The sequence below is a fragment of the Mycobacterium sp. NGS50 genome, from assembly GCF_059812545.1.
In genome coordinates, this window is the sequence record NZ_JCALCW010000009.1 from 87,129 (window position 1) to 109,867 (window position 22,739).

Here is a 22,739-nt window from a genome sequence, read left to right on the forward strand (position 1 = left end):
TACGAGCGGGTAGCTGCCTACCCGATTTCGTCGGAGTCGCTCAATCTCATTCGTATGGATGAGGAATTGGCCGCGTCCGGATGATTTTGTGAACCCTGTCAGTCAACAGCGACCCGGAAGGCCCAGGCACATGTCTCATGCGTTAGCGCCACCTTCATCGCGATCGCGGCTTGGGGAACCGCTTACCGTCGGCCACCAGCCTCGACCGGATCCCGATGCCGCGACCGAACAGCAAAGCGCTGCCAGCGCAGCGTCGGGCGTCCCACCGCACATGCAGGTGCATCACCACGTCTGGTTGCTGTCGACGATCGTCTCGGCACTCCATGACGCCCTCGAACAGCACCCCATGCCGCACCCGCACCTTCCGCACCCACACCCGCCCTGCCCGCACTTGGAGTCTCCCTGCTTTGAGGCGGCGCGGATGTCACGGGAGATGAAGCATCTATGACGGCAGCGGCCGACCGGTCGTCGCCTGCGTTCTCGACGCGAGTCCGCCACCGAATTCAGGTAGTCGCCTACCCTAGGTGCTCGCAGTGCCGCGCCGGAGACTGTCCGCAGGCGGATCGTGAATCCGCCCATTCGACTAAGCGTTACAACAAGGTAGAGAAGGCGTTCTGATGTCCGATGCGAATATTGAGGCAACCAAGAAGGGCTACGCGGCGTTCAACGCCGGCGACCTGGAGACAGCGTTGAGTATGTTCAGCGACTCGGTGGAGTGGACCATCGGCGGCGAGAGCATGATCAGTGGGACCTACCGCGGTAAAGACGAATTGACCGGCCTGTTGGGTCAGCTCGCAGCGAAGTCGACTGCGGTAGAGGCCAAGAGGTTTTTGGCCGACGGAGACGTGGTGGTCGTGGTGACCGAAGTCACCGACGCCGGGGAAACCTCACAGGAAGCCGATGTCTACACCTTCCGCGACGGCAAAATCGTCAGCGCGCAATCGTTCCCGGATACCGCTATGCAGGAACGCATCTTCGGCTCCAAACGCGTAGCCGCCGGTTAGCCCCGTCGCACCGTCAACGGATGGCCTCGATTCGATGACACAGACCATGTGCCGCTCCGGACTCGACGAGATCAACGACGCTTTCGCGGATCCACGCGAAGGCAAGAACATCCGGGGTATCGTCGAGTTTCCTGCCTGAGGCGGTGGTCGGGATGGCGCAGCAACGCCCAGTTCACATCGCGATCATCGGCGCGGGTATGTCGGGCCTGTGCATGGCGGTCAAGCTGCAAGACGCCGGCATCCACTCGTTCACCATCTTCGAGAAGGCCGATGAGGTTGGCGGGACCTGGCGCGACAATACCTATCCCGGGCTGACCTGCGACGTGCCATCGCGCTACTACTCGTATTCGTTTCGGCCCAACCCGGACTGGTCGCATCTACTGCCGCCCGGCCCGGAGATCCAGGCCTACTTCCGGCAGGTAGCCGACGAACGGGGCATCCGCCCGCACATCCACTTCGGCACCGACGTCACCTCGGCGCGCTACGACGACGGACGCTGGTGGCTGACCACCTCCTCAGGTCAGATGTCATTCGATGTGCTCATCACCGCCACCGGCGTGTTGCGGGTGCCCCGCTACCCCGACATTCCGGGGCGGGACAGCTTCGCCGGACCGGTGTTCCACTCGTCGCGCTGGGACCACTCCGTGTCGTTGCCGGACAAGCGGATCGGTCTGATCGGCACCGGGTCCACCGGCATCCAGATCACCGCGGACCTCGGCGGAAAAGTGCGTGGGCTGACGGTCTTCCAGCGCACCGCGCAATGGGTGTATCCGATGCCCAACCCGCGCTACTCGTCGCTGACACGAGCGGCGCTGCGACGCTGGCCGAAATTGAACGGGATCGGATACCGGTTCTGGGGCTGGTTTATCCGGCAGTCATTCGGTCGCGCCACCATCCAGCCCGGCCTGCGGCGCAGGTTGATCCAGGCGCTGTGCCGATGGAACCTGCGGCTCTCGGTGCGCGATCGCGTGTTGCGGGCCAAACTCACGCCCGCCTATCAGCCGATGTGTAAGCGGCAGGTGATGGCCGGGCACTTCTATCGATCCGTGCAGCAACCGGGTGTCGAGGTGGTCACCGAGGCGATCGACCGCATCGAGCCCGGGGGTGTGGTCACCGCTGACGGCATCCTGCACGAACTCGATGTGTTGGTGTTCGCGACCGGGTTCGATGCGCGGGCATATGTGCGCCCGATGGAGGTGATCGGCGAGCACGGTGTCTCGCTCGACGACGTGTGGGTCGACGGGCCGCACGCATACCGGTCGGTGGCGGTCCCCGGATTCCCGAACCTTTTCATGCTGATGGGTCCGCACTCACCGATCGGCAACCAATCGCTGATCCCGATCGCCGAGGACCAGGCCGATTACGCGATGTGGTGGATCAACCGGATCCGCGACGGGCGGGTGGCCGCCGCCGCCCCCACCGAAACGGCGACCAAGGACTACAACGAGGCCATGAAAGCCGCTATGCCGCAGACTATCTGGGTCACAGGATGCAGCAGCTGGTACCTGGGTAAGGACGGCCTGCCCGAATTGTTCCCGTGGACTCCGGAGCGGCACCGTGATCTGTTGCGGCAACCTCAGCTCGCCGATTTCGACGTGCGCTGATCGCGGCAAACCGGCCGGCGCCGGTGTGTGTCGGTAAGTTGGACGCCATGTCTCCCACCTTCGCTGACCTCGCGAAATCCGATTACCTGCTGCTGACCACCTTCACCAAGGACGGCAGGCCCAAGCCGACCGCGATCTGGGCGGCAGCCGACGGTGAGCGTCTGCTGGTGATCACCGAGGAGAAGTCCTGGAAGGTCAAGCGGATTCGCAATACCCCGCGGGTCACACTGGCTGCCTGCGATATGCGCGGCAACCCCAAGAGCGAGGCCGTGGAGGCGACCGCCAGGGTCCTGGACAAGGCGGACAACGGTGCCGTCTACGACGCGATCGGCCGGCGGTACCCGATCGTCGGTCGGGTGTTCAACTTCTTCAGCAAGCTACGCGGCGGCATGCACAACAACGTCGGGCTGGAGTTGCGTCTGGCGGCCTGACGGGGGGTACCCCGGATATAAATAGTGGACTATGCTCATCTAAATTGGGCGGTACGAGATCGCGCAGCGCACACCGAGGAGCTCCGATGGCCACTTACACCTCCGAGACCTTGGTCGGCGACGTCGTCACGGCGGACCCGACCCGCACCCGCATTCTGGAGCGTTTCGGCATCGACTACTGCTGCAACGGGCGGCGATCCATCGCGCAGGCGTGTGCCGCGGCCTCGGTCGACGTTGCGGAACTTCTGTCCGCACTCGGCGAACAGCCCGGCCGGCAGGCCGAATGGGCCGACCTCGACGACATCGCGCTGATCGAGCACATCATCGGCAGCCACCACCAGTTCCTGTGGGACGAGTTTCCGCGGCTGTCCGGGATCGTCGACAAGGTGGCCCGGGTGCACGGCCCCAACCACGCCGAACTCACCCGGGTCCGGGATGCCTTCGAAGAGTTGCGTGCCTCCATCGAGCCGCATCTGCGCAATGAGGAAACCGCGCTGTTCCCCGAGGTCGTGGCGCTTGCCCGGGCAACCCAGCCGGTGCTGAGCGACGAATTGCGGGCGGCCTTGCAGGACACCATCACCGAACACGACCACGCGGGGGAGTTGCTCGCCGAGTTGCGCCAGCTCACCGACGGCTATCGGGTTCCCGACGACGCCTGCCCCACCTACACCGCGATGCTGGCGGGCCTGGCCGAGATCGAATCAGATCTGCACATGCACGTGCACAAGGAGAACAACGTGCTGTTTCCCCGGGTGTTGGCCGGCGCCTGAATCCGGTGCGCAGCGGGTCAGGTGAGGTGCTCGCTGAAGAATGAGAACACCCGGGCCCAGGCGTCGTTGGTCGCGGCCTCGTCGTAGCCGAACCCGGCCACCCGGATCAGCGGCTGGGCCGGCAGATTGTTGGCGAAGCTGTGCCCGACCCGGGGATAGACCTTGATATCGGCGGGGATGCCTTTCTGCTGAACGACTCTGCGCAGCCGGGCGGGTGCGCCGATCCCGAGCGGGTCGCGGCCACCGAAACTGGCCACGATCGGGCACGCGCCGTTCAGCGTCTCGTCGAGGTGGCGTGGCAGGGGGACACCGTAGAACGGTGCGGCGGCATCAAAACCCCTGGGCGACATGACCAACGCGAACTGGCCGCCCATGCAGAAGCCGGCGATGCCGACCGAGCCCGAGCACTCCGGCATCGACAGCAAATGGCTGCGGGCGGCCAGAATGTCGTCGAGGGCGCGGCCGCGCTGGGTCAACAGCTCCCGCATGACCCGTGTGATGCAGCGCGCCCGGCCGCCACGGGCATACATGTTCGGGGTGAGTGCGAGATATCCGGCGGCGGCGATGTGCTCCGAAGTCGCCTCGTTGTCCGGCCCGTAACCGATCGCGTCGTGGATGACCACGACCCCGGGCCAGGGCCCGGTACCGGACGGGACGCTGAGCAGGCCGTCGATGGGGCCGTCGGGTGTCGAGATCTCGATAGTCGCCATGGGCCCAATCTATGCGCCGGTCGACCGCTACCCAAGGAACCGTTGGGTGCTCGCCAACGTTGGTTGGACATGTTGACGCGATTATTTCTCGTCTATGTGCTCATCGAGCTGGCCGTGCTGGTCGCGCTCGTCTCGACGATCGGGTTCAGCTGGACGCTGCTGCTGGTGTTGGGCACCTTCGTCGTGGGTTTGGGCTTGGCCGGCGCCCAGGCCAGCCGCCAGCTGGCCCGGCTGCAGTCCGGGCTGCGGTCCGGGCTGACCGACCCGGCCGGCACCGTCACCGACGGGGCGCTGGTCGCGGCGGGCAGCCTGCTGATCGTGGTTCCCGGCTTGGTCACCACCGTGGCCGGGCTGCTGCTGTTGGTGCCGCCGACCCGGGCGATCGCGCGCCCCGCGCTCACCGCGCTGGCTGTTCGGGGTATCGGCCGGCGTACCCCGCTGGTCACGGTGCACCACGATGCGGGCGGGCGAGGCGACTACATCGACGGCGAGGTCATCGATGTGATCGACGGGGAACCAGCCGACCTCCCGGACAGGGCCACGTCGTAGTTTTGGCGGATGACCACACTGCTGATCGGTGGCCGGGTGCACAGCCCGACAAATCCGGATGCCACCGCGATGGCGGTACGCGACGGGGTGGTCGCCTGGCTCGGCAGCGACGCCGTCGGGCGTGACCAGTTCCCCGACGCCGAGGTGGTCGACCTCGACGGCGCCTTCGTGGCGCCGGCGTTCGTGGACAGCCACGTCCACGTCACGGCCACCGGACTCACCCTGTCCGGCCTGGATCTGCGGGCCGCGACCTCGCGGCAGCACTGCCTGCGGCTGATCGCCGAGTACACCGCCAGCCATCCCGACCAGCCGATATGGGGCCACGGCTGGGATGAGACCGACTGGCCGGACAAAACCGCCCCGAACATTGCCGAACTGGACGCGGTGGTCGGCAACCGGCCCGCCTACCTGGCCCGCGTCGACGTGCATTCGGCCCTGGCCTCGACCGCGCTGCTGCGCCAGATCCCCGATCTGGCGGCGACCGCGCCGCTGTCCGAACGGGACCACCACCGCGTGCGGGCGGCCGCCCGCGATCTGTTGACCGCCGAACAGCGCGCCGAGGCCCGTACCGCAGCGCTGACCGCCGCCGCCGCCCACGGCATCGTCGCCGTCCACGAGTGCGCCGGACCCGACATCGGCGGGCTGGATGATTGGCGCGAACTGCGTGCCCTTCAACACCCCGTGGAAGTGATCGGCTACTGGGGTGAGGCGGTGACCAGCACCGCACAGGCACGCGAGTTGCTGGAGCACACCGGCGCGCACGGGCTGGCCGGAGACCTGTTCGTCGACGGTGCCCTGGGATCGCACACCGCCTGGCTGCACCAGCCGTATGCCGACGACCCGACCTGTACCGGCTACCGCAACCTCGATGCCGACGCCGTCACCGCCCATCTGTGGGCGTGCACGCAGGCCGGCATCACGGCCGGCTTCCACGTGATCGGCGATGCCGCCGTGACGGCAGCGGTCATCGCGTTCGAGCGGGTTGTCGACCAGTTCGGGGTGGCTGCGGTCGCCGGTTGCGGGCACCGGCTGGAGCATCTGGAGATGGTGACCGCCGAGCAGTCCGCCAAGCTCGGCGCGTGGGGCGTCATCGCCAGCATGCAGCCCAATTTCGATGCGCTGTGGGGCGGACCGGCCGGGATGTACGCGCAACGCCTCGGCGTCGAACGCGCCAGCAAACTCAACCCGTTTTCCCTGCTAGCATCCCATGGCGTGCCTCTCGCGTTCGGTTCCGACGCTCCGGTCACCGGGCTCAACCCCTGGGCCACCGTGCGTGCCGCGGCCAGCCACCAGACCCCCGGCAGTGCCGTGTCGATGCGGGCCGCGTTCGCCGCGGCAACCCGCGGCGGCTGGCGTGCCAGCGGCGTGCGGGACGCAATGACGGGCACCCTGGTGCCGGGCGCGCCGGCCAGCTACGCCATTTGGGACACCGCAGAACTCAGCGTGAGCGCGCCGCACGACGGGACGGAGCGGTGGTCGACCGACCCGAGGTCGCGGGTGCCGGCGCTGCCCCGCCTCGACGCCGGCGATGCCCTGCCACGCTGCCGACGGACCGTGCACCGGGGCGCGGTCCTACATGGCTGACGACGTGCTGCCGGGGGACGACAGCGCCCCGGTAGCCACCGACACGGACGATCCCGAGTTCGCGCAGACCGCCGGCGCGTCGCCGCCGGACCTGCTGACCCGGCTGCGTGCAGCGCTGGCGCGGCGGCTGCGTGTGCTCGGTGCCGCGACGGCCGATCGGCTACCGCAACTGAGCACCACGATCATCGCCGGTTTGCTGCTGTGTGCCAGTTTCCCGCCGTTGGATTGGTGGTGGGCGGCGGTGGTTGCGTTCGTGCTGTTGGCGGCGGTACTGACCCGTTCAGCGACCAGCGCTGCCGGCGGCTTCGGATACGGCTTCCTGTTCGGTCTCGCGTTCTATCTGCCGCTGCTGCCCTGGGTCAGCGAGCTCGTCGGAATCCCGCCCTGGCTGGTGCTTGCGGTGATGTGCGCGCTGTTTCCGGCCCTGTTCGGGCTGTTGGCCGTCGTGGTCCGGGGCCTGCCCGGCTGGCCGCTGTGGTTCGCGCTGCTGTGGGTCGCCCAGGAGTGGGCGAAATCGACCGTCCCGTTCGGTGGATTCCCCTGGGGCGTGGTGGGCTTCGGCCAAACGGGCGGGCCATTGCTGCCGTTGGTGGCCGTCGGCGGGGTGGCCCTGTTGTCGGCGGCGACGGTGCTGGTCGGCTGCGCGGTGACCGCGCTCGGCCTGGAGATCATCCGATGGCTGCGACGCGAGCGCAGCGCGGTGCCCGACGAGCACGGCGCACCTCCGGCGGTGCTGATGCCGGGTCTGTGTATCTGCCTGGTGCTGTTCGGCGCCGTCCTGGTGTGGCCCGGGGTTCGGCACTCCGGGATGGCGGCCGGCAACGAGCCCGCCATCGCCGTCGCCGCCGTGCAGGGCAACGTGCCCCGGCTCGGGCTGGACTTCAATGCGCAACGCCGGGAGGTGCTCGAGTACCACGTCCGGGAGACCCTGCGGCTCGCCGAGGACGTCCACGCCGGACGCGCCCCCCAGCCCCAATTCGTCGTCTGGCCGGAGAACTCCTCAGACATCGATCCGCTGGTCAACATCGATGCCGGGCAGCTCGTCGCACGTGCCGCCCAGGCCATCGGCGCCCCCATCCTGGTGGGCACCGTGCGCGCCGGCCCGGACTGGACGCCGGACAACCCGCAGTCCAGCAACACCGTGGTGGTGTGGGATCCGGTGACCGGCCCCGCCGACCACCACGACAAACGCATCGTCCAGCCGTTCGGCGAGTACCTGCCCTGGCGCGGCTTCTTCCGGCACCTGTCGTCCTACGCCGACCGGGCCGGCTATTTCGTGCCCGGCGACGGCGACGGCGTCGTGCACGCCGCCGGCGTCCCGGTCGGGGTGACCACCTGCTGGGAGGTGATCTTCGATCGTGCGCCGCGCGAGTCGGTGCTCAACGGGGCACAACTGCTGGCGGTTCCCACCAACAACGCCACTTTCGACCAGGCGATGAGCCAGCAGCAGTTGGCGTTCGCCAAGGCGCGGGCCGTCGAGCACGATCGCTACGTCGTGGTCGCCGGCACCACCGGCATCAGTGCGGTGATCGCCCCCGATGGCCACGAATTGGGCCGCACCGAGTTCTTCGAGCCCGCGTACCTCGACGTTGCGGTGCGGCTCAAGACGCACCTCACGCCCGCCACCCGCTGGGGCCCGATGGTGCAATGGCTGCTGGTCGGGGCGGGGGGAGCGGCTGTGATCGCCGCGATCCTGCACAATAGATTGTTCACGCGGCGTCGCCGGTCGGCGGACGACGCAGGCCCGCCACACAGAGGAGCCACATGACCCCCGCCGGTGACGAGGGACAGCAACGCCCCAGCGAGCGCACCCTGGTGGTGATTCCCACCTATAACGAGCTGGAGAATCTCCCGCTGATCCTCGGCCGAGTCCGCACGGCGCGCCCCGATGTGCACGTCCTGATCGTCGACGACGGCAGCCCGGACGGCACCGGGCAGCTGGCCGACGAACTGGCCGCCGCGGCACCCGACGAGGTGCATGTCATGCACCGCACCGCCAAGGACGGCTTGGGGGCGGCGTACCTGGCGAGTTTCGCCTGGGGCCTGGCCCGGGGGTACGCGGTGCTGGTGGAGATGGACGCCGACGGCAGCCACGCGCCCGAGCAGCTGCACCGGCTGCTCGACGCCGTCGACGCCGGGGCCGATCTGGCGATCGGCTCGCGCTACGTCAAGGGCGGAACGGTGCGCAACTGGCCGTGGCGGCGCCTGGCGCTGTCCAAGACCGCCAACACCTATTCGCGGCTGCTGCTCGGGGTCGGTATTCACGACATCACCGCCGGCTATCGCGCGTATCGCCGCGAGGTGCTGGAGAAGATCGACCTGTCCGCGGTGGACTCCAAGGGCTACTGCTTCCAGATCGACTTGACCTGGCGGACCGTCAACAACGGATTCACCGTCGTCGAGGTGCCGATCACCTTCACCGAACGCGAGCTCGGCGTCTCCAAAATGAGCGGATCGAACATCCGTGAAGCGTTGGTCAAGGTCGCACGCTGGGGAATCAGCGGACGGATGCATCGGTCCCGGGCCGTCCCGGTCAGCGACGCACGCTAACTGAGCGTATCCCTAGACGAAGCTGAGTCGATCCCGTAGCCTCCTTGCGAATGGGGTCGGTGGGGGGCCGACCCACCAGGGGAAAGGTCGGCATGAACCGCATCACCACATCCGTCACTTTGGTCTCCGGCGGCTTCGCGGCGGCGATGTCATTGGCGATGGGGGTGGCCGCCGCCGCCGGCCCGAACGCCGCTGCCGTCTCGTTCACGGATAATCCGTTCGGCATCAGCTACAACGGTGACCCGACGTTCCTCTACCAGACCGACAACGCGAATCAAGCGATTGCCTACGGTCATCAATCGGTAAACCTCGATTCGAGCGACTTTCATCAGGCCCTCGACCATTTTTTTACCGCCAGCGGTGTGACATTCCACGGCGAGCCGTTGTCAGACAGCAATGCGCTGATCGCAGATGATCTGCCGGCCACCATCATCAATAAGACGATGTCCTACGGCTATCAGGAACAGCAGATTTTGCTGCCGAGCATCCCCGGCAGCAACATCGACGGCGGCGTGATCGACCTGCACAACTTCGGCGCCGGCTACGGATATCTCTACATCGACCTCGTCGGGCCCGGCGTCACCCATCTGAACAGTGATGGTGTACAGCATGCCGTCGGCGTCTTGTTGGTGACCCCGAACGGCACCTATGACGTGTCCTCGTGGGAAAACGGCGGGGACTACGGCGACATGGCGTACATGGAAAGCCAGCTGTTCGATCTCACCCTCCCGGCCAACATGATGGCCAATCCGTTTGGCTTCGACCTGGTGGGTGATCCCACGGTCAACTACCAGACCGGCGACGTCCTCGGAAGTACCGCATACGGCACCTGGACGCTCAACTTCGATTCGAACAACATCGCGTCGTATGCGCAGGAATTTTTTGAGAACAACGTGACGGTGAACGGCCAACCGTTCGACTCCGCCGACCATTTCTCTGTCGATGGTGTACACGCCAACTTCATCGACCACCTGGTGTACAACGGAGCATTCAACGGGATCTCCGAACAGCAAATTCTGCTGCCGGAAATTGCGCACACCAACATCGACCACGGCGTGATCGACCTCTACAACTTTGGCGGCGGCTTCGGCTACAACTACATCGACCTGGTCGGGCCTGGCGATGACGGCGGCGACGCCGTCGGAGCCTGGTTGGTGACGCCGTGGGAAACCTACGACGTGTCGTCGTGGGCGGCCCTGGAGTCCCAGCTGTTCGACCCCTCGGCCTTCGACCCCAGCGTCTTTTTCCCAGGCGACGGCCTGGAGCCGCCGTTCAATTTCTGGTTCTGACCGCTGCCCGCCCGCGAACGGGTGGGTCAGCTAGCCGCGACGGCGCGACTTGATCAAATCGAGACGCTCCTTGAGCAGCTCATCGAGCTCCTCGACGGAGCGACGCTCCAACAGCATGTCCCAGTGGGTGCGCGGCGGCTTGACCTTCTTGGGCTCGGGCAGGTCACCCTCGATCAAGGTGCCTTCCATGCCGTTGCGGCAGATCCAGGTGCCGGGAATCTCGGCGTCGTCGGCGAACGGGACCTCGAACTCTTCGCCGTTCTCCGTGCGGTACCGCGCCACTTGACGTGGCGCCAGGTCGTGGTTGCGGTCGGTCTCGTAGCTCACAGCGCCGAGGCGACTGCCCCGCAGTACCCGATCAGCCATCGTCACACTCCTCTTGCAAGATTTCTCCGGGCCCACAACGCAGCAGCGATCGGAGTAGTTCCCGGATTCACCCGACGCGACCATCCATGATACCGGGGTTCCCGGGCTCGCGGCGCCAGGCGGACTACAGTCGTCAGCCGTGAGACGCCGTGGCAACCCGCAACCGTGCCGCTGGTGTGGCCGTGACGTGGCCGACAGCGGGACGGGTCGGCGCCGGCAGTACTGTCGCCAGTCCTGCCGCCAGCGTGCCTACGAACAACGTGCCCAGCTCAACGGTGGGCTGGCCGCTGCGTTGCCACCCGATGCGGTGGTGCTGTCCGCCGACGAGGCAGCCTCGCTGTCCGACCGCGTCTATCAGGTGCGGTGTGCGGCCGAGGACGTCGCCACCGCCCTGGAAGAGGGGGCTGAGCCGGCCGAATTGCGGAACCTGTGCGACAGCCTGCTGCGAGCGGCTCGCGCCGCGGACGGCTGGCGCTGAGCGTTCTAGCAGGCAAACCGCTTGCCCGCGTCTGCCGGCGCAGGTACCACCGGATGCAGGCAGCCGAACGCCTCGACACCGGGTGCGGCCATCCGCACCGCCGCGCGGTGCGCATAATTCACGCACACCAGGGCGACCTGCCCGGCACGGCAGCGGAAGTCCCCGAACGCCAGGGTCTGGCCGTCGGGCAGCGGCTGACCGTCGCCGGCCAAGAATGGCCCAGGGTCGCCATGCGCGGATCCGACCTGCAGGCTGGGCCCGTCGAAGTCGACCCAGTTTCCCTTCCATTCCCCATAGACGTCCGGTGGGCGGGGCGGCGGGGACGTCAGATCGACCATGCAGGACAGCGTCTTTGTGTGCTGTGTGACGCACCGGATGTCGCCGGCGGTGAAGGCGACGTCCTCACCGAGGTCGGTGGTGGTGCCGGCCAGCGTCGCGCCGTGATATCCGGCGGCGTCGGCAGGGCGGCCGGCCTGAACCCAGGCCATCACATCGGCGATCGGGGCGCCCGCGCCCGGAGCAACCGATGGCTGCGCGGTCGACGTGGTCGGGTGCGACGACGCGGACGTGCTGGTCACCGATGGTTCCGGCGCCCGGGTGGTGGCGTGCGAGCAGCCGGCGAAAAGCACCGACACTCCGACAAGCACCGCAACCCGCATTCCGCCAGAGTAGCGGTTGCTACCGTCAGCGCATGCACGCAGACACCGTCCGCGTATCCACGGCCACCGGCATCGTCGAAGGGTTCACCCGCGACGGTGTGCACCGGTGGCGCTCCATTCCGTACGCCCGCCCACCGGTCGGGCGGCTGCGGTTGCGGGCGCCACAACCCGCCGAGCCGTGGTCGGGGGTGCGGCACTGCCACGGCTACACCAACTGCCCACCCCAACAGCGCATGTACACCATGCTCAGTCCGGGCAGATACCAGCCGATGGGGGAGGACTGCCTGACCCTCAACGTGGTGGTGCCCGAGGTCGCCGAGCCGGGACCGCTGCCGGTCATGGTGTTCATCTATGGCGGCGGCTACATCCTGGGCAGTTCGGCCACACCGCTTTACGACGGTGCGGCGCTGGCCCGGCGGGGTTGCGTGTACGTGTCGGTCAACTACCGGCTGGGTGCGCTGGGCTGCCTCGACCTGTCGTCGCTGTCCACGCCGGACACCACCTTTGACAGCAACCTGTTTCTGCGCGACGTGGTCCTGGCGCTGGGCTGGGTGCGCGACAACATCGGCGCCTTCGGCGGCGACCCCGACAACGTCACCATCTTCGGTGAGAGCGCCGGGGCGCACATCGTGTCCACCCTGCTGGCCGTGCCGTCCGCCCAAGGGCTGTTCAGCCGGGTGATCGCGGAGAGTCCGGCCTCGGGCATGGTGCGTTCCACCGAGTTGGCCGGTGAGTTCGCCCGGAAATTCGCGGCCCTGCTCGGTGCCCGCGGCGGCAACGCCGCTGAGGCGCTGATGGCGGCATCGCCCACCGAACTCGTTGACGCCCAGGACCGGTTGATCGACGACGGCGTGGACGACATGCTGGGCGCCTTCCCGCTCGGTCCGTCGTGCGGTGACGACTTCCTGCCGCTGGATCCGGTCGAGGCCATGCGGCGCGGCGAAGCTCATCGGGTACCGCTGATCGTCGGAACCAACGCCGAGGAGGGCCGGCTCTTCACCCGGTTCCTGCAGATGCTGCCCACCACCGAACCGATGGTGGAGGCGCTGCTGGCCGAAGTGGAACCGGCTGTGCGCGAACGGATCACGGCCGCCTACCCGGACTATCCCCGGCGCGCCGCCTGCATCCGCCTCGGTGGCGACTTCGCCTTCGGCTCGGCCGCCTGGGATATCGCCGAAGCGCACGGCGCGCACGCGCCCACCTACCTGTACCGCTACGACTACGCCCCGCGCCTGCTGCGGTGGGCGGGACTGGGTGCCACCCACGCCACCGAGCTGTTCGCGGTCTTCGACCTGTATCGGACACGGTTCGGCGGCCTGTTGACCGCCGCAGCCGACCGCCGGGCCGCGTTGAAGGTCAGCAGCCAGGTGCAGCGGCGCTGGCTGGCGTTCGGCCGCGACGGGGTGCCGGGGGACGACTGGCCGGTCTACACCGAGGCCGACCGCGCGGTGCTGGTCTTCGACCGCAAATGCCGGGTCGAATACGACCCCCACCCGGAACGCCGCAAGGCCTGGCAGGGCTTCACCCTGGTCCGCTGAGACCCCCACCCTCTCCGGCGAGCAGACGCAAATGTGCCCCAAATCCACTGAAAAAGGGCACTTTTGCGTCTGCTCGCGCATAGGTTGAGGCGTGTGCCCCTCACTGCCCTGATCGAAACCCCGGCCGACCTGACTGCTGACTGGCTCACCGCCGTCCTACGCAGCGGACCCGTCACCAGTTTTGAGACCGAACGCATCGGAACCGGTCAGATGAGCGAGTGCTATCGCGTGCACCTCAGCTACACCGAGAATTCCGGCGGCCCGCGCTCAGTGGTGCTCAAGGTCGCGGCCAGCGACCCCACCAGTCGGCAGACCGGTCTGGCGTTGGGTCTCTACGAGCGTGAGGTCTGTTTCTACTCCGACATCGCACCGCGGCTGAACGGCCCGGTCGCCCCCTGCTACCACGCCGGCTTCGACCCGGCGACCGGCGCTTTCGATCTGCTGCTCGGTGATGCCGCACCCGCGGTCGTCGGCGACGAGATTCTCGGCGCCACAGTCGAACAGGCCCGCCTCGCCGTCGAAGAACTGGCCCGGATACAGGCGCCGCTGCTGGCGGACGCCGCGTTGGCCGAGGCCGCCTGGCTCAACCGTGCGGCGCCGTTGAACCAGGCGCTGATCACCCAGCTCTATGCCGGTTTCGCCGACCGCTACGGCGACGCGATGACGCCAGATCAGCGCATGGTGTGTGATCGGTTGGTGGCGAGCTTCGACGGCCACCTCGCCGCAGAGGTCGACCAGCCACAAGGCCTGATTCACGGCGACTACCGGCTGGACAACATGCTCTTCGGCGCAACCGGTGCCGATCGCGCGCTGACGGTGGTGGACTGGCAGACCGTCACCTGGGGGCCGGCGTTGACCGATCTGGCGTACCTCCTCGGCGGTGCGCTCTCGGTCGAGGACCGCCGCGGCCATTACGACACGCTGCTGCGCGGCTACCACGCTGCGCTGGGCCCCGATCCCGCGCTGAGCCTCGACGACGTCCGCGCCGGTGTACGCCGTCAGAGCTTCTTCGGGGTGATGATGGCGATCGTGTCCTCGATGCTGGTACAACGTACCGAGCGTGGCGACCAGATGTTTCTGACGATGCTGACCCGGCACACCCAACACGTGCTGGACACCGATGCATTGGCCGTCCTGCCCGACGCGGCCGCCGTCGAACCGCTGCGGCCGGAGCCGAGCGATGAGGCCGCGCATCCGGCCGGTGCCGAGCCGTTGTGGAACGAAAGCTGGTACTTCGACTTCGCCGCCCCCGGGCAGGGTATCGGCGGCTGGGTGCGCCTGGGTTTGTATCCCAACATGAATACCGCGTGGATCAACGCATTGCTGTGCGGTCCGGGCATGCCCACCATCGCCCTCAACGACTTCAAGGCCGCACTGCCGCAGAACCTCGCCGAAATCCGCGGCGGCGACATCACTCTGGCCCTCCACGAGGTGGCGCCGCTGACCGGCTACCGGGTGAGCGTTCAGGGCAGCGGGGAGGCCTTTGAAGATCCGGCCGGATTGCTGCGCGGTGACACCGGGCGTGCGGTGAGGGTCTCGATGGACCTGCTGTGGACCACCGTCGGCGCCCCCTACCTGTACCGGTTGACGCCACGCTACGAGATCCCGTGCACCGTGTCGGGCAGCATCACCGTCGACGGCAGCACCTACCAGATCAGCGAGGTGCCCGGGCAGCGCGACCATTCCTGGGGTGTACGCGACTGGTGGGGTATGGACTGGGTGTGGAGCGCGCTGCACCTCGACGACGGCACCCACCTGCACGGGGTGGACATCCGGATTCCCGGCGCCGGCCCGATCGGCGTGGGCTACCAGCAGAGTCCGGGCGAGCGACTCGTCGAGCTGGAGTCCGTCAGCGCTCGGGAATCGTTCGCCGACAACGGCTTACCGGTCAACACGGTGCTCTCGCTGCGGCCTGGAGATGTCACGGTGACCGCTGACGTCGTCGCACACGCGCCGGTCCGACTGGTCGCCGAGGACGGCCGGGTAAGCCACTTCCCGCGGGCCTGGGTCGACGTCAGCACCGCCGACGGCCGCACCGGGGTGGGCTGGGTGGAGTGGAACCGCAACATCGGCTGACCGCCGATTGCGTGGCAGGCTCGGTGGTGTGCGACCGATTGTGGTGATGGGCGTCTCCGGCACCGGCAAATCGTCGGTGGGTGCGGCGTTGGCTCGGCGACTGCAGGTCGGCTTCGCCGACGGCGACGATATGCATTCCGCGGCGAACATCGCCAAGATGGCCGCCGGCACACCGCTGAACGACGAGGACCGCCTGCCGTGGTTGAACGCCGTCGGAGCATGGTTGGCGCAGCACCGCGACGGCGGCGTCATCGCCTGCTCGGCGCTGAAACGCAGCTACCGCGACATCCTGCGCCGGCATTGCCCACAGGTCACGTTCCTTCATCTGAGCGGCTCGTCGCAGCTGATCGCGGAGCGACTCAACCGCCGGTCCGGGCATTTCATGCCGGCCGAACTACTCCGGTCGCAATTCGACATCCTGGAGTCGTTGGCCCCCGACGAAGGCGGGCTGGTGATCGACGTCGATCAAGACATCGACACGATCGTCGAGGTCTACCTGCAGCGACGGAACTGAGCTGCTCAGTTCTTGACCACCCGCGTACCGCCGGCCCACTCGTCGTGTTTGCCCTGCCTGGTGGGGCTGCCGCTGATCGTCAGCGCGATGACCACGTAGGCGGCGAACGCAAGCAGGCTGCCCAGGTAGGGGATGATCGCCAGCAACGTGAAGGCGTTACGAACCGCGGATTGCCGGACGTCGGGGTGGTGCGCGCCTCCGGGCCCGCGCACCGTCAATCCCAGCACCCGCTTGCCCAACGTCGCGCCGTTGCTGGACTCCAGCAGCACGAAGTAGCCGAACATCAGCACACCGGAGAACAGGCCGGTGGTCAGGAACCAGTAGTCACGGTCGAACGCGAAGAGCGCAAGCAGGAACGCCACGATATTCACCAGAACTCCGTCGAGGAGCCGAGCCAGAAACCGTCGGGTCAGGCCACCTGGCTTCAGCGCGAACGTCGGCTGTTGCGGGTAGGGGGCGGAGAACGGGGATGTCATGGGTGCATTCACTCCTGTGGTCGTGTCCTCCAAGGTACCTGCCGATTCGAGGTGTGCACCTGGAGCGCAGGTGCCCGCCGGTGCCGCTGGTTAGCATGGCAACCGTCGATGTATCAGATCCTGGTTGCGCTAACGGTGTTCGCGCATTTCCTTTTCGTGGGCTACCTGGTGGTGGGTGGCTTTCTGGCGCTGCGCTGGCCGCGCGGTTTCTGGCTGCACGTACCAGCGGTGCTGTGGGGTGTCGCCATCACCGCCGCGCACCTGGACTGCCCGTTGACCTGGCTGGAACGCTGGGCCCGTAGCCGGGCCGGGATGCCGCCGCTGGGCCCGGAGGGTTTCGTCGCGCACTACCTCACCGGGGTGCTGTATCCCGCCGCGTGGGTGGCGGCGGTGCAGGTTGCGGTGTTCGCACTGGTAGCCACGTCGTGGCTGCTGTTCGCCCGGCAGCAGTGGACGCGCTCAGCCCGACGATCTCGGTAGCGCGTGCGCCAGCTCGGTCCCGCGCTCCCAGGCCATTTCGGCGAGCTCGCCTCCGCGCCGACGCGCCGCCTCGACCAGGGGTGCACTCTTCTCGCTGGCTGTGCCGATCAATTCACGGCCGCGTTCGGCTCCGACCTGCAGGCCGTGGCTCAGTTTCTCGGCGAACTCGGAGTCGGCCAGCGACGACTCGGCAGCGCCGATCGGCAGTGCCGCTGACACCGTCTCCGAGAGCCGTTGTGCCGCCTTCCGACCGCGCCACCCCAGCGACGGCTTGCCGGCGGTGTCGGCCGCCGCGATCAGCAGTCCGCCCAGCAAGCTCACGTCTGTCAAGAAGTCACGCCTCTTGCGTGCCTTGCTTTCGGGATCGGTCTCATTCCAAAACATATGCGCGCCAAGGTTGCCGGGGATTATCGTCGCCGTCAGCGCGGCGGCCGCCAGCCGCGGCAGTCTGCCGCTGGCGAGCAGGATGCCGCCCCCGATCTGCACGGACGCGTTGATGGCGGCGATGCGCTCGGCATTGCCTGCCGGCTGACGCCCCAGGGCGGTGGGCAGCCGTTGCAGTCCTTCCGCGGTTGGCTGGGCGGCTTCGGCGGCGGCACGTGGATTGCGTAACGCATCGATGCCTTGGCCGATGAACACCGACGACAACAATGGACGGGCGATTCTGCGCAGTAGCATGCGGGTCGGGTTCCCCCGGGCGTCGTGCCCCAAACCGTGTGAGTCAGCGGGGCCGGAGCCGGACCCCGGTCATCCGCATCCACAGTGGCAGGCCTACCCACAACGTGATCAGGGCCAGCAGGGCGGCAATGCCGGCGACGATCGCGGCGGAATGGCCGGCCACCGCGTCGAACACCACCACGGTCACGCCGGTCAACGCCAGCCCCAGCAGCAGCAAGCCGGCATAGGCGAGACGATGCGCGGCCGACACCACCAATTGCAGTCGGTGGCGCCGAAATAACAACCGGTGCATCCCAACCGGGGCGACCAGCAACACTGTGGCCCCGATCGAGCAGGCGACCGTCGCCAGGTAGACCGCGCGCATCGCCGCGTCCAGGGTGTCGAAACGCTGCTGGAACGGCAAGGTGAGCAGAAACCCGGTGAGCAATTGGACACCGGTCTGGACCACCCGCAACTCCTGCAACAAGCCGGCCCAGTTGCGGTCCAGTCGCTGCGTTTCGCTCTCCGATCGCGCAGCGTCGTCCCAGCGTTGGTCGCGTTCAGGATGATCGACATCCATACCCGCGATCATGCCAGGGTCAGCGGCGGACGCACCCAATCTCAGGCCAACAGCATCCGTGCAGCGCTTTCCAACCGGTCGGCGATCTGCGGATACGAGGAATAGCCCATGCCGGCCCGCACCAGCGCACCGGCGTAGAGCAACTCAAGTGTTTCGATCGTTTCCGGGTCGTCACGGCCATCGAGAGCCGCGGTCAACCGGTCCCGGATCTCCTGCCCGATCCGCAACCGCAGATGCTCGACGTCGGGATCCTTGCCCAGCAGCGCGCTGGTGACCGCACCGGCCAGTTCGGGCTCATCGACGACCAGCAATGCGACGTGCCGCAGCACGGCGACCACCCGGGTGACCGCATCGGGGGAGTCGTCGGCCGCGATAGGGCCCGGCGTCGATGCCAGGCGCCGCCAGAAAACTTCGGCGACGAGGTGCTCCTTGGAGGAGAAGTAGGTATAGGCGGTCGCCGCCCCGACGCCCGCCTCGGCGGCAACCAGACGAATGGTCAGTCCGGCGAAGCCTTCCCGTGCCAACACCTCGAGGGCGGCCTTGCCCAACCGTTCCACCGTGTCGGCCTGTTTGGCCGTCAGCCGGCGCCGAGTCGCCTCCCGAGCTACCGGTTCGGACACATGTCCGGACGCTACTACAATCCAGCTATGCCGTCCACCGACACTGATCGACTGTTCGCCCTGGCTGAGCGGGTCACGGGATTCATGCCCGCCGACGAGGGTCGGGTGCTGCACGACACGGCCACCCGCTACCTCAACGCGGGGGTCGGTGTCGAGATCGGTACCTACTGCGGCAAATCCACCGTGCTGCTCGGCGCGGCCGCACAAGCACGGCGCAGCGTGCTCTACACGGTTGATCACCACCATGGATCCGAAGAGCACCAGCCCGGGTGGGAGTACCACGACACCACCCTGGTCAACGAAGCGAGCGGCCGGTTCGACACGCTGCCCACCTTCCGCCGCACGCTCAACGAAGCCGGCCTCGACGATCACATCGTCGCGGTCGTCGGCAAATCCGCGGTGGTGGCCCGCGGTTGGCGCACCCCACTGCAGCTGCTGTTCATCGACGGCGGGCACACCGAGGCCGCCGCGCACCAGGACTTCGACGGCTGGGCCAGGTGGGTGGCGATCGGTGGTGCGCTGATCATCCACGACGTGTTTCCCGACCCGGCCGATGGAGGTCAGGCGCCCTATCTGATCTATCGCCGGGCGATGGACAGCGGACAGTTCACCGAAGTCGCCGAGCTCGGGTCGATGCGGATACTGGAGCGGGTATCCGGCGTCGTCGGAGAACAGATCTGACCCGCTGCACCCGGCTACGGCGCTAGCGACGCTGACCCGAGACGCACTCGCAGTCGTAGTCACCCTCCAGCCCGCGGGGCAGCTCGACGCCCCGGAAGATGCCGCTTGCGGCGGTGGTCTGTGACAGCGCATCGGCGGCCAGGATTACCGCCGCTCCGGTCCAGGTGGTGCGTTCCACCGGCCAGCGCTTGCCGTCCGCGTACACCAGCCCGGTCCAGTACGAACCGTCGTTCTCGCGCAGATGCTGCATGGCCGCGAACTGTCGCAGCGCGGATTCCCGTTCACCCAAGGCGTCCAATGCCAACACCAGCTCGCAGGTTTCAGCGCCGGTGACCCACGGCCGCTCATCGACGCAGCGGATGCCGAGGCCGTCGACCACGAACTCGTCCCACCGCTCGGCCAGCCGGGTTCGGGCGGCCTCGCCGCGCAGCGCACCGCCCAGAATCGGGTAGTACCAATCCATCGAGTGGTGCGGCTTCTCGGTGAAAGCCTCCGGATGTGCACGGATCGCGTGACCCAGGCGGCCCAGCGCGACCTCCCATTCCGGTTGCGGGTCTTCGAGATGGTTGGCCAAAGCCACCGCACATCGAAGGCTGTGATAGATGCTGGCACATCCGGTCAACAACGCCTCGGGCACTGGCCCGGACGGTCCCTGCGCCCAGCAGATTTCGCCGCCACCGAGTTGCAGGCCCAGCACGAAGTCGATTGCCCTGAACACCGTCGGCCACATCGCGACGGCGAAGGAGCGGTCCTCGGTGACCAGCAGATGATGCCAGACCCCGGCCGCGATATAGGCACAGAAGTTGCTGTCGCTGTTGGCGTCTTCGACGGTGCCGGCCCGGATCTGCAGGGGCCAGGAACCATCGTGGCGCTGTTGTACCCGGCTCCATTCGAAGGCCGCACGGGCCGGTTCGATCAGCCCGGCCGCGGTCAGCGCCATCGCGCACTCGATGTGGTCCCACGGGTCGGTGTGGCCCGTCGTCGACCACGGGATCGCACCCGATGACTCCTGCACGCCGGCAATGGACTCCGCGGTCCGCAGGCACTGCTGCGCCGTGAGCACCCCCGGCACGGCCGGACTACACGGCCGCAACGCTCACCGCCGGTTTCTTGAACGCCGCTGGCTTTTCGAAATACAGGGCGACACTCTTACCGATAACCGGATCCAGCATCGCCTCGGCCGTGCGTGTTATCCAGGGCTGTTCCATCATGTCCCACACCAGCATCCGGTGGTACGCCGAAACCGCGGGATGCTCTGCCTTCGACACCCCGACAAGGCATTTCAGCCACCAGAACGGCGCGTGCAGGGCGTGCGCATGATGCCGATGGGTGAAGCGCATTCCGCGGGCGCTGATCTTGTGCTGCAGTGCGCTGGCCTGATAGATGCGCACGTGGCCGCCCTCGTTGCTGTGGTATTCCTGCGACAGCATCCAGCAGATCTGTTCGGGCAGCCATCGGGGTACGGTGACGGCGAGGGTGCCGCCGACCTTGAGAACCCGGACGAGTTCGACGATCGCGGCATCGTCGGCGGGAACGTGTTCGAGGATCTCCGAGGCGATCACGCAGTCGAAGGTTCCGTCGGGGTAGGGCAGGGCCAGCGCGTTGCCGACGACGGCGCGCGCCGTGGCCCCCGGTGGCGCTTCGCCGGCGGCCGCCATGGCCTCGAACATGGTGGCGACCCCGCGAATCTCGTCGGCGTCCTGATCGAAGGCGATGACGTCGGCACCGCGGCGATACGCCTCGAAGCTGTGCCGTCCTGCGCCGCACCCGACGTCGATCACCGTCGTACCGGGGCTGATCTGCAGCCGATCGAAATCGACGGTCAGCATGCCGCTGCCGCCATTCGCGAGATCGCCCGCTGGTAGACCTGCACGGTCTGGGCGGCAACCGATTCCCAGCTGTAGACATCGAGTGCCCGGTCGCGGCCGGCCTGGCCCATGCGGCGCAGTCGATCCGGGTCGGCCAGTAGGCCGCCGAGCACCTGTCGCAGTTCGTCGACGTCGCCCGGGGTGACCAACTCGGCGCATCCGCTGTCCACACCGAGGACTTCCGGCAACGCGCCGGCCCGGCTGGCCACGATCGGTGTGCCGCTGGCCATCGCCTCCACGGCCGGCAGCGAAAAGCCCTCGTACAGTGAGGGAATGCACGCGATCTCCGCGGAAGCGAACAGACCCGCCAACTCGGCGTCGGACAGCCCGGTGGAAACGTGCACGATGTCGGCGATCCCGAGTTCTGCGATCAGCTTCTCGGTGGGCCCGTTGGACTCCAGCTTGGCGACCAGCTGCAGTTCGACGTCACGCTCGGTGCGCAGCTTGGCCACCGCCGCCAGCAGGTGCGCGATGCCCTTGAGCGGCACGTCGGCGCTGGCGATGGCGAAGATGCGTCCAGCTACCCGGGGCTGGCGCGACGGGGTGAACAGGTCGGTGTCGACACCCAGCGGGACCACCCGCAGCTGGTCGGGGCTGACGCCGAAATCCGTTGCGATGTCGGCCGCCGACGTGCTTGAGACGGTCAGCAGGTCGGGGATGTCTCGTGCCACCTGCTTTTGCATCTGCGCGAATCCGTACCAGCGATGGACCAGCGGCTTGCGCCACCAACGTGCCGCGGCCAGGTCCAGCACCCGGTCCCGGGTGATCGGGTGGTGCACGGTGGCCACCACCGGCAGCCCCGTCGCGGCGATGGTGCGCAAACCGGTACCCAGGCACTGATTGTCGTGCACCACGTCGAATTCGTTCCTGCGCTCCGCGAGCAGCCGGGCGGCCCGCAGGCTGAACGTCCGGGGCTCGGGGAAGCCGGCGGTCCACATCGTCGCCAGCTCCAGCAGGTCGATCCGGTCCCGAATCTCACTGGGGCGTGGTGTCCGAAACGGGTCGGGCTCACGGTAGAGGTCCAGGCTGGGTACCTCGCGCAGCACCACCCGCGGGTCGAGATCCTCCGGGTACGGCTGCCCGGAGAACACCTCGACGTGGTGTCCCAGCTCGACCAGCCCGCGGCTCAGGTGCCGTACGTAGACGCCCTGCCCGCCGCAGTGCGGCTTGCTGCGGTAGGACAACAATGCGATCCGCAGCATTCTGGACATGTGTCCGGACTATAGTTTGATCAGCTAGCTGATGCAAAGCGGTG

Annotated in this window: 25 protein-coding genes and 1 pseudogene; 15 read left to right on the plus strand and 11 right to left on the minus strand. The window is 67.5% G+C overall.

All coding sequences use genetic code 11. From position 1 onward, the window contains the following. Positions 1 to 154: 154 nt before the first annotated feature. Entirely contained in the window at positions 155 to 391 is a 237-nt protein-coding gene (locus AC5Y36_RS08645) for a hypothetical protein (RefSeq protein WP_500040457.1), read from the minus strand. Between the two features lie 226 nt (positions 392 to 617). Here AC5Y36_RS08645 and AC5Y36_RS08650 point away from each other — a divergent pair, with 226 nt between their 5' ends. The 4 genes from AC5Y36_RS08650 (at position 618) to ric (ending at position 3,809) form a co-directional block, all read left to right on the plus strand. Continuing rightward, positions 618 to 1,004: a nuclear transport factor 2 family protein gene (locus tag AC5Y36_RS08650; RefSeq protein ID WP_500040458.1), complete on the plus strand. Its 387-nt coding sequence runs from the start codon at positions 618 to 620 to the stop codon at positions 1,002 to 1,004. A 152-nt stretch (positions 1,005 to 1,156) separates the two neighbouring features. Continuing rightward, positions 1,157 to 2,608, plus strand: a complete 1,452-nt coding sequence (locus AC5Y36_RS08655) for a flavin-containing monooxygenase (RefSeq protein WP_500040459.1) — start codon at positions 1,157 to 1,159, stop codon at positions 2,606 to 2,608. A gap of 47 nt (positions 2,609 to 2,655) precedes the next feature. Further along, complete coding sequence (locus AC5Y36_RS08660; protein WP_500040460.1) at positions 2,656 to 3,039, plus strand: PPOX class F420-dependent oxidoreductase; 384 nt, start codon at positions 2,656 to 2,658, stop codon at positions 3,037 to 3,039. Positions 3,040 to 3,125: 86 nt separating this feature from the next. Further along, entirely contained in the window at positions 3,126 to 3,809 is a 684-nt protein-coding gene (gene ric / locus AC5Y36_RS08665; RefSeq protein WP_500040461.1) for an iron-sulfur cluster repair di-iron protein, read from the plus strand. Positions 3,810 to 3,826: 17 nt separating this feature from the next. Here ric and AC5Y36_RS08670 read toward each other — a convergent pair whose 3' ends face one another. Then, positions 3,827 to 4,519, minus strand: a complete 693-nt coding sequence (locus AC5Y36_RS08670; protein WP_500040462.1) for a dienelactone hydrolase family protein — start codon at positions 4,517 to 4,519, stop codon at positions 3,827 to 3,829. A 69-nt stretch (positions 4,520 to 4,588) separates the two neighbouring features. Between AC5Y36_RS08670 and AC5Y36_RS08675 the strand changes: the two genes are divergently transcribed. The 5 genes from AC5Y36_RS08675 to AC5Y36_RS08695 all read left to right on the plus strand — a co-directional run bounded on the left by AC5Y36_RS08675 (position 4,589) and on the right by AC5Y36_RS08695 (position 10,491). Continuing rightward, a complete protein-coding gene (locus AC5Y36_RS08675) occupies positions 4,589 to 5,068 on the plus strand; it encodes an FxsA family protein (RefSeq protein ID WP_500040463.1) in 480 nt (159 codons plus the stop codon). A 9-nt stretch (positions 5,069 to 5,077) separates the two neighbouring features. Then, a complete protein-coding gene (locus AC5Y36_RS08680) occupies positions 5,078 to 6,652 on the plus strand; it encodes an amidohydrolase (RefSeq protein ID WP_500040464.1) in 1,575 nt (524 codons plus the stop codon). Continuing rightward, the gene (gene lnt / locus AC5Y36_RS08685; protein ID WP_500040465.1) at positions 6,645 to 8,420 is read left to right on the plus strand and encodes an apolipoprotein N-acyltransferase; all 1,776 of its coding nucleotides are present in this window, start codon (positions 6,645 to 6,647) and stop codon (positions 8,418 to 8,420) included. Before AC5Y36_RS08680 ends, lnt begins: the two co-directional genes overlap by 8 nt. Next, positions 8,417 to 9,202 (plus strand): polyprenol monophosphomannose synthase, encoded by a 786-nt coding sequence (locus tag AC5Y36_RS08690; protein ID WP_500040466.1) that lies wholly within the window; start codon positions 8,417 to 8,419, stop codon positions 9,200 to 9,202. The genes lnt and AC5Y36_RS08690 overlap by 4 nt, the downstream gene beginning before the upstream one ends. A gap of 92 nt (positions 9,203 to 9,294) precedes the next feature. After that, positions 9,295 to 10,491, plus strand: coding sequence for a hypothetical protein (locus AC5Y36_RS08695; RefSeq protein WP_500040467.1), 1,197 nt, complete (start codon positions 9,295 to 9,297; stop codon positions 10,489 to 10,491). A 30-nt stretch (positions 10,492 to 10,521) separates the two neighbouring features. Here AC5Y36_RS08695 and AC5Y36_RS08700 read toward each other — a convergent pair whose 3' ends face one another. Then, positions 10,522 to 10,857 carry an RNA polymerase-binding protein RbpA gene (locus tag AC5Y36_RS08700; protein WP_500040468.1) on the minus strand — a complete coding sequence of 112 codons (336 nt, stop codon included), beginning with the start codon at positions 10,855 to 10,857 and terminating at the stop codon, positions 10,522 to 10,524. 139 nt (positions 10,858 to 10,996) lie between these two features. Here AC5Y36_RS08700 and AC5Y36_RS08705 point away from each other — a divergent pair, with 139 nt between their 5' ends. Continuing rightward, positions 10,997 to 11,335, plus strand: a complete 339-nt coding sequence (locus AC5Y36_RS08705; RefSeq protein ID WP_500040469.1) for a hypothetical protein — start codon at positions 10,997 to 10,999, stop codon at positions 11,333 to 11,335. A gap of 5 nt (positions 11,336 to 11,340) precedes the next feature. Here AC5Y36_RS08705 and AC5Y36_RS08710 read toward each other — a convergent pair whose 3' ends face one another. After that, entirely contained in the window at positions 11,341 to 11,994 is a 654-nt protein-coding gene (locus AC5Y36_RS08710; RefSeq protein WP_500040470.1) for a hypothetical protein, read from the minus strand. Between the two features lie 32 nt (positions 11,995 to 12,026). Between AC5Y36_RS08710 and AC5Y36_RS08715 the strand changes: the two genes are divergently transcribed. From AC5Y36_RS08715 to AC5Y36_RS08725, 3 genes are all read left to right on the plus strand, one after another. Beyond that, positions 12,027 to 13,532: a carboxylesterase/lipase family protein gene (locus tag AC5Y36_RS08715; protein ID WP_500040471.1), complete on the plus strand. Its 1,506-nt coding sequence runs from the start codon at positions 12,027 to 12,029 to the stop codon at positions 13,530 to 13,532. A gap of 93 nt (positions 13,533 to 13,625) precedes the next feature. Continuing rightward, the gene (locus AC5Y36_RS08720; RefSeq protein ID WP_500040472.1) at positions 13,626 to 15,608 is read left to right on the plus strand and encodes a DUF7064 domain-containing protein; all 1,983 of its coding nucleotides are present in this window, start codon (positions 13,626 to 13,628) and stop codon (positions 15,606 to 15,608) included. 46 nt (positions 15,609 to 15,654) lie between these two features. Further along, on the plus strand, positions 15,655 to 16,122 hold the full coding sequence (locus AC5Y36_RS08725; RefSeq protein ID WP_500040530.1) for a gluconokinase: 468 nt from the start codon (positions 15,655 to 15,657) through the stop codon (positions 16,120 to 16,122). Positions 16,123 to 16,127: 5 nt separating this feature from the next. Here AC5Y36_RS08725 and AC5Y36_RS08730 read toward each other — a convergent pair whose 3' ends face one another. Continuing rightward, positions 16,128 to 16,598, minus strand: coding sequence for an RDD family protein (locus tag AC5Y36_RS08730; RefSeq protein WP_500040473.1), 471 nt, complete (start codon positions 16,596 to 16,598; stop codon positions 16,128 to 16,130). A 108-nt stretch (positions 16,599 to 16,706) separates the two neighbouring features. Between AC5Y36_RS08730 and AC5Y36_RS08735 the strand changes: the two genes are divergently transcribed. Continuing rightward, a complete protein-coding gene (locus AC5Y36_RS08735; RefSeq protein WP_500040474.1) occupies positions 16,707 to 17,078 on the plus strand; it encodes a DUF2784 domain-containing protein in 372 nt (123 codons plus the stop codon). Positions 17,079 to 17,084: 6 nt separating this feature from the next. Here AC5Y36_RS08735 and AC5Y36_RS08740 read toward each other — a convergent pair. From AC5Y36_RS08740 to AC5Y36_RS08750, 3 genes and pseudogenes are all read right to left on the minus strand, one after another. Beyond that, positions 17,085 to 17,756, minus strand: a pseudogene (locus tag AC5Y36_RS08740) (DoxX family protein); the annotation flags it as partial. A gap of 43 nt (positions 17,757 to 17,799) precedes the next feature. Continuing rightward, the gene (locus AC5Y36_RS08745) at positions 17,800 to 18,315 is read right to left on the minus strand and encodes a DUF6328 family protein (protein WP_500040475.1); all 516 of its coding nucleotides are present in this window, start codon (positions 18,313 to 18,315) and stop codon (positions 17,800 to 17,802) included. Positions 18,316 to 18,356: 41 nt separating this feature from the next. Continuing rightward, the gene (locus AC5Y36_RS08750) at positions 18,357 to 18,935 is read right to left on the minus strand and encodes a TetR/AcrR family transcriptional regulator (protein WP_500040476.1); all 579 of its coding nucleotides are present in this window, start codon (positions 18,933 to 18,935) and stop codon (positions 18,357 to 18,359) included. Positions 18,936 to 18,962: 27 nt separating this feature from the next. Between AC5Y36_RS08750 and AC5Y36_RS08755 the strand changes: the two genes are divergently transcribed. Beyond that, positions 18,963 to 19,616, plus strand: a complete 654-nt coding sequence (locus tag AC5Y36_RS08755) for a class I SAM-dependent methyltransferase (RefSeq protein WP_500040477.1) — start codon at positions 18,963 to 18,965, stop codon at positions 19,614 to 19,616. 22 nt (positions 19,617 to 19,638) lie between these two features. On the opposite strand, the gene mmpH is transcribed toward AC5Y36_RS08755, so the two are convergent. From mmpH to manT, 3 genes are read right to left on the minus strand one after another with little or no spacing between them, the layout of a single operon-like run. Further along, on the minus strand, positions 19,639 to 20,688 hold the full coding sequence (mmpH, locus tag AC5Y36_RS08760) for an MMP endo-(1,4)-3-O-methyl-alpha-D-mannosidase (protein WP_500040478.1): 1,050 nt from the start codon (positions 20,686 to 20,688) through the stop codon (positions 19,639 to 19,641). A gap of 7 nt (positions 20,689 to 20,695) precedes the next feature. Next, positions 20,696 to 21,445, minus strand: coding sequence for a class I SAM-dependent methyltransferase (locus AC5Y36_RS08765; RefSeq protein WP_500040479.1), 750 nt, complete (start codon positions 21,443 to 21,445; stop codon positions 20,696 to 20,698). Beyond that, positions 21,439 to 22,683, minus strand: a complete 1,245-nt coding sequence (gene manT / locus AC5Y36_RS08770) for an MMP alpha-(1->4)-mannosyltransferase (RefSeq protein WP_500040531.1) — start codon at positions 22,681 to 22,683, stop codon at positions 21,439 to 21,441. Before manT ends, AC5Y36_RS08765 begins: the two co-directional genes overlap by 7 nt. Positions 22,684 to 22,739 lie beyond the last annotated feature (56 nt).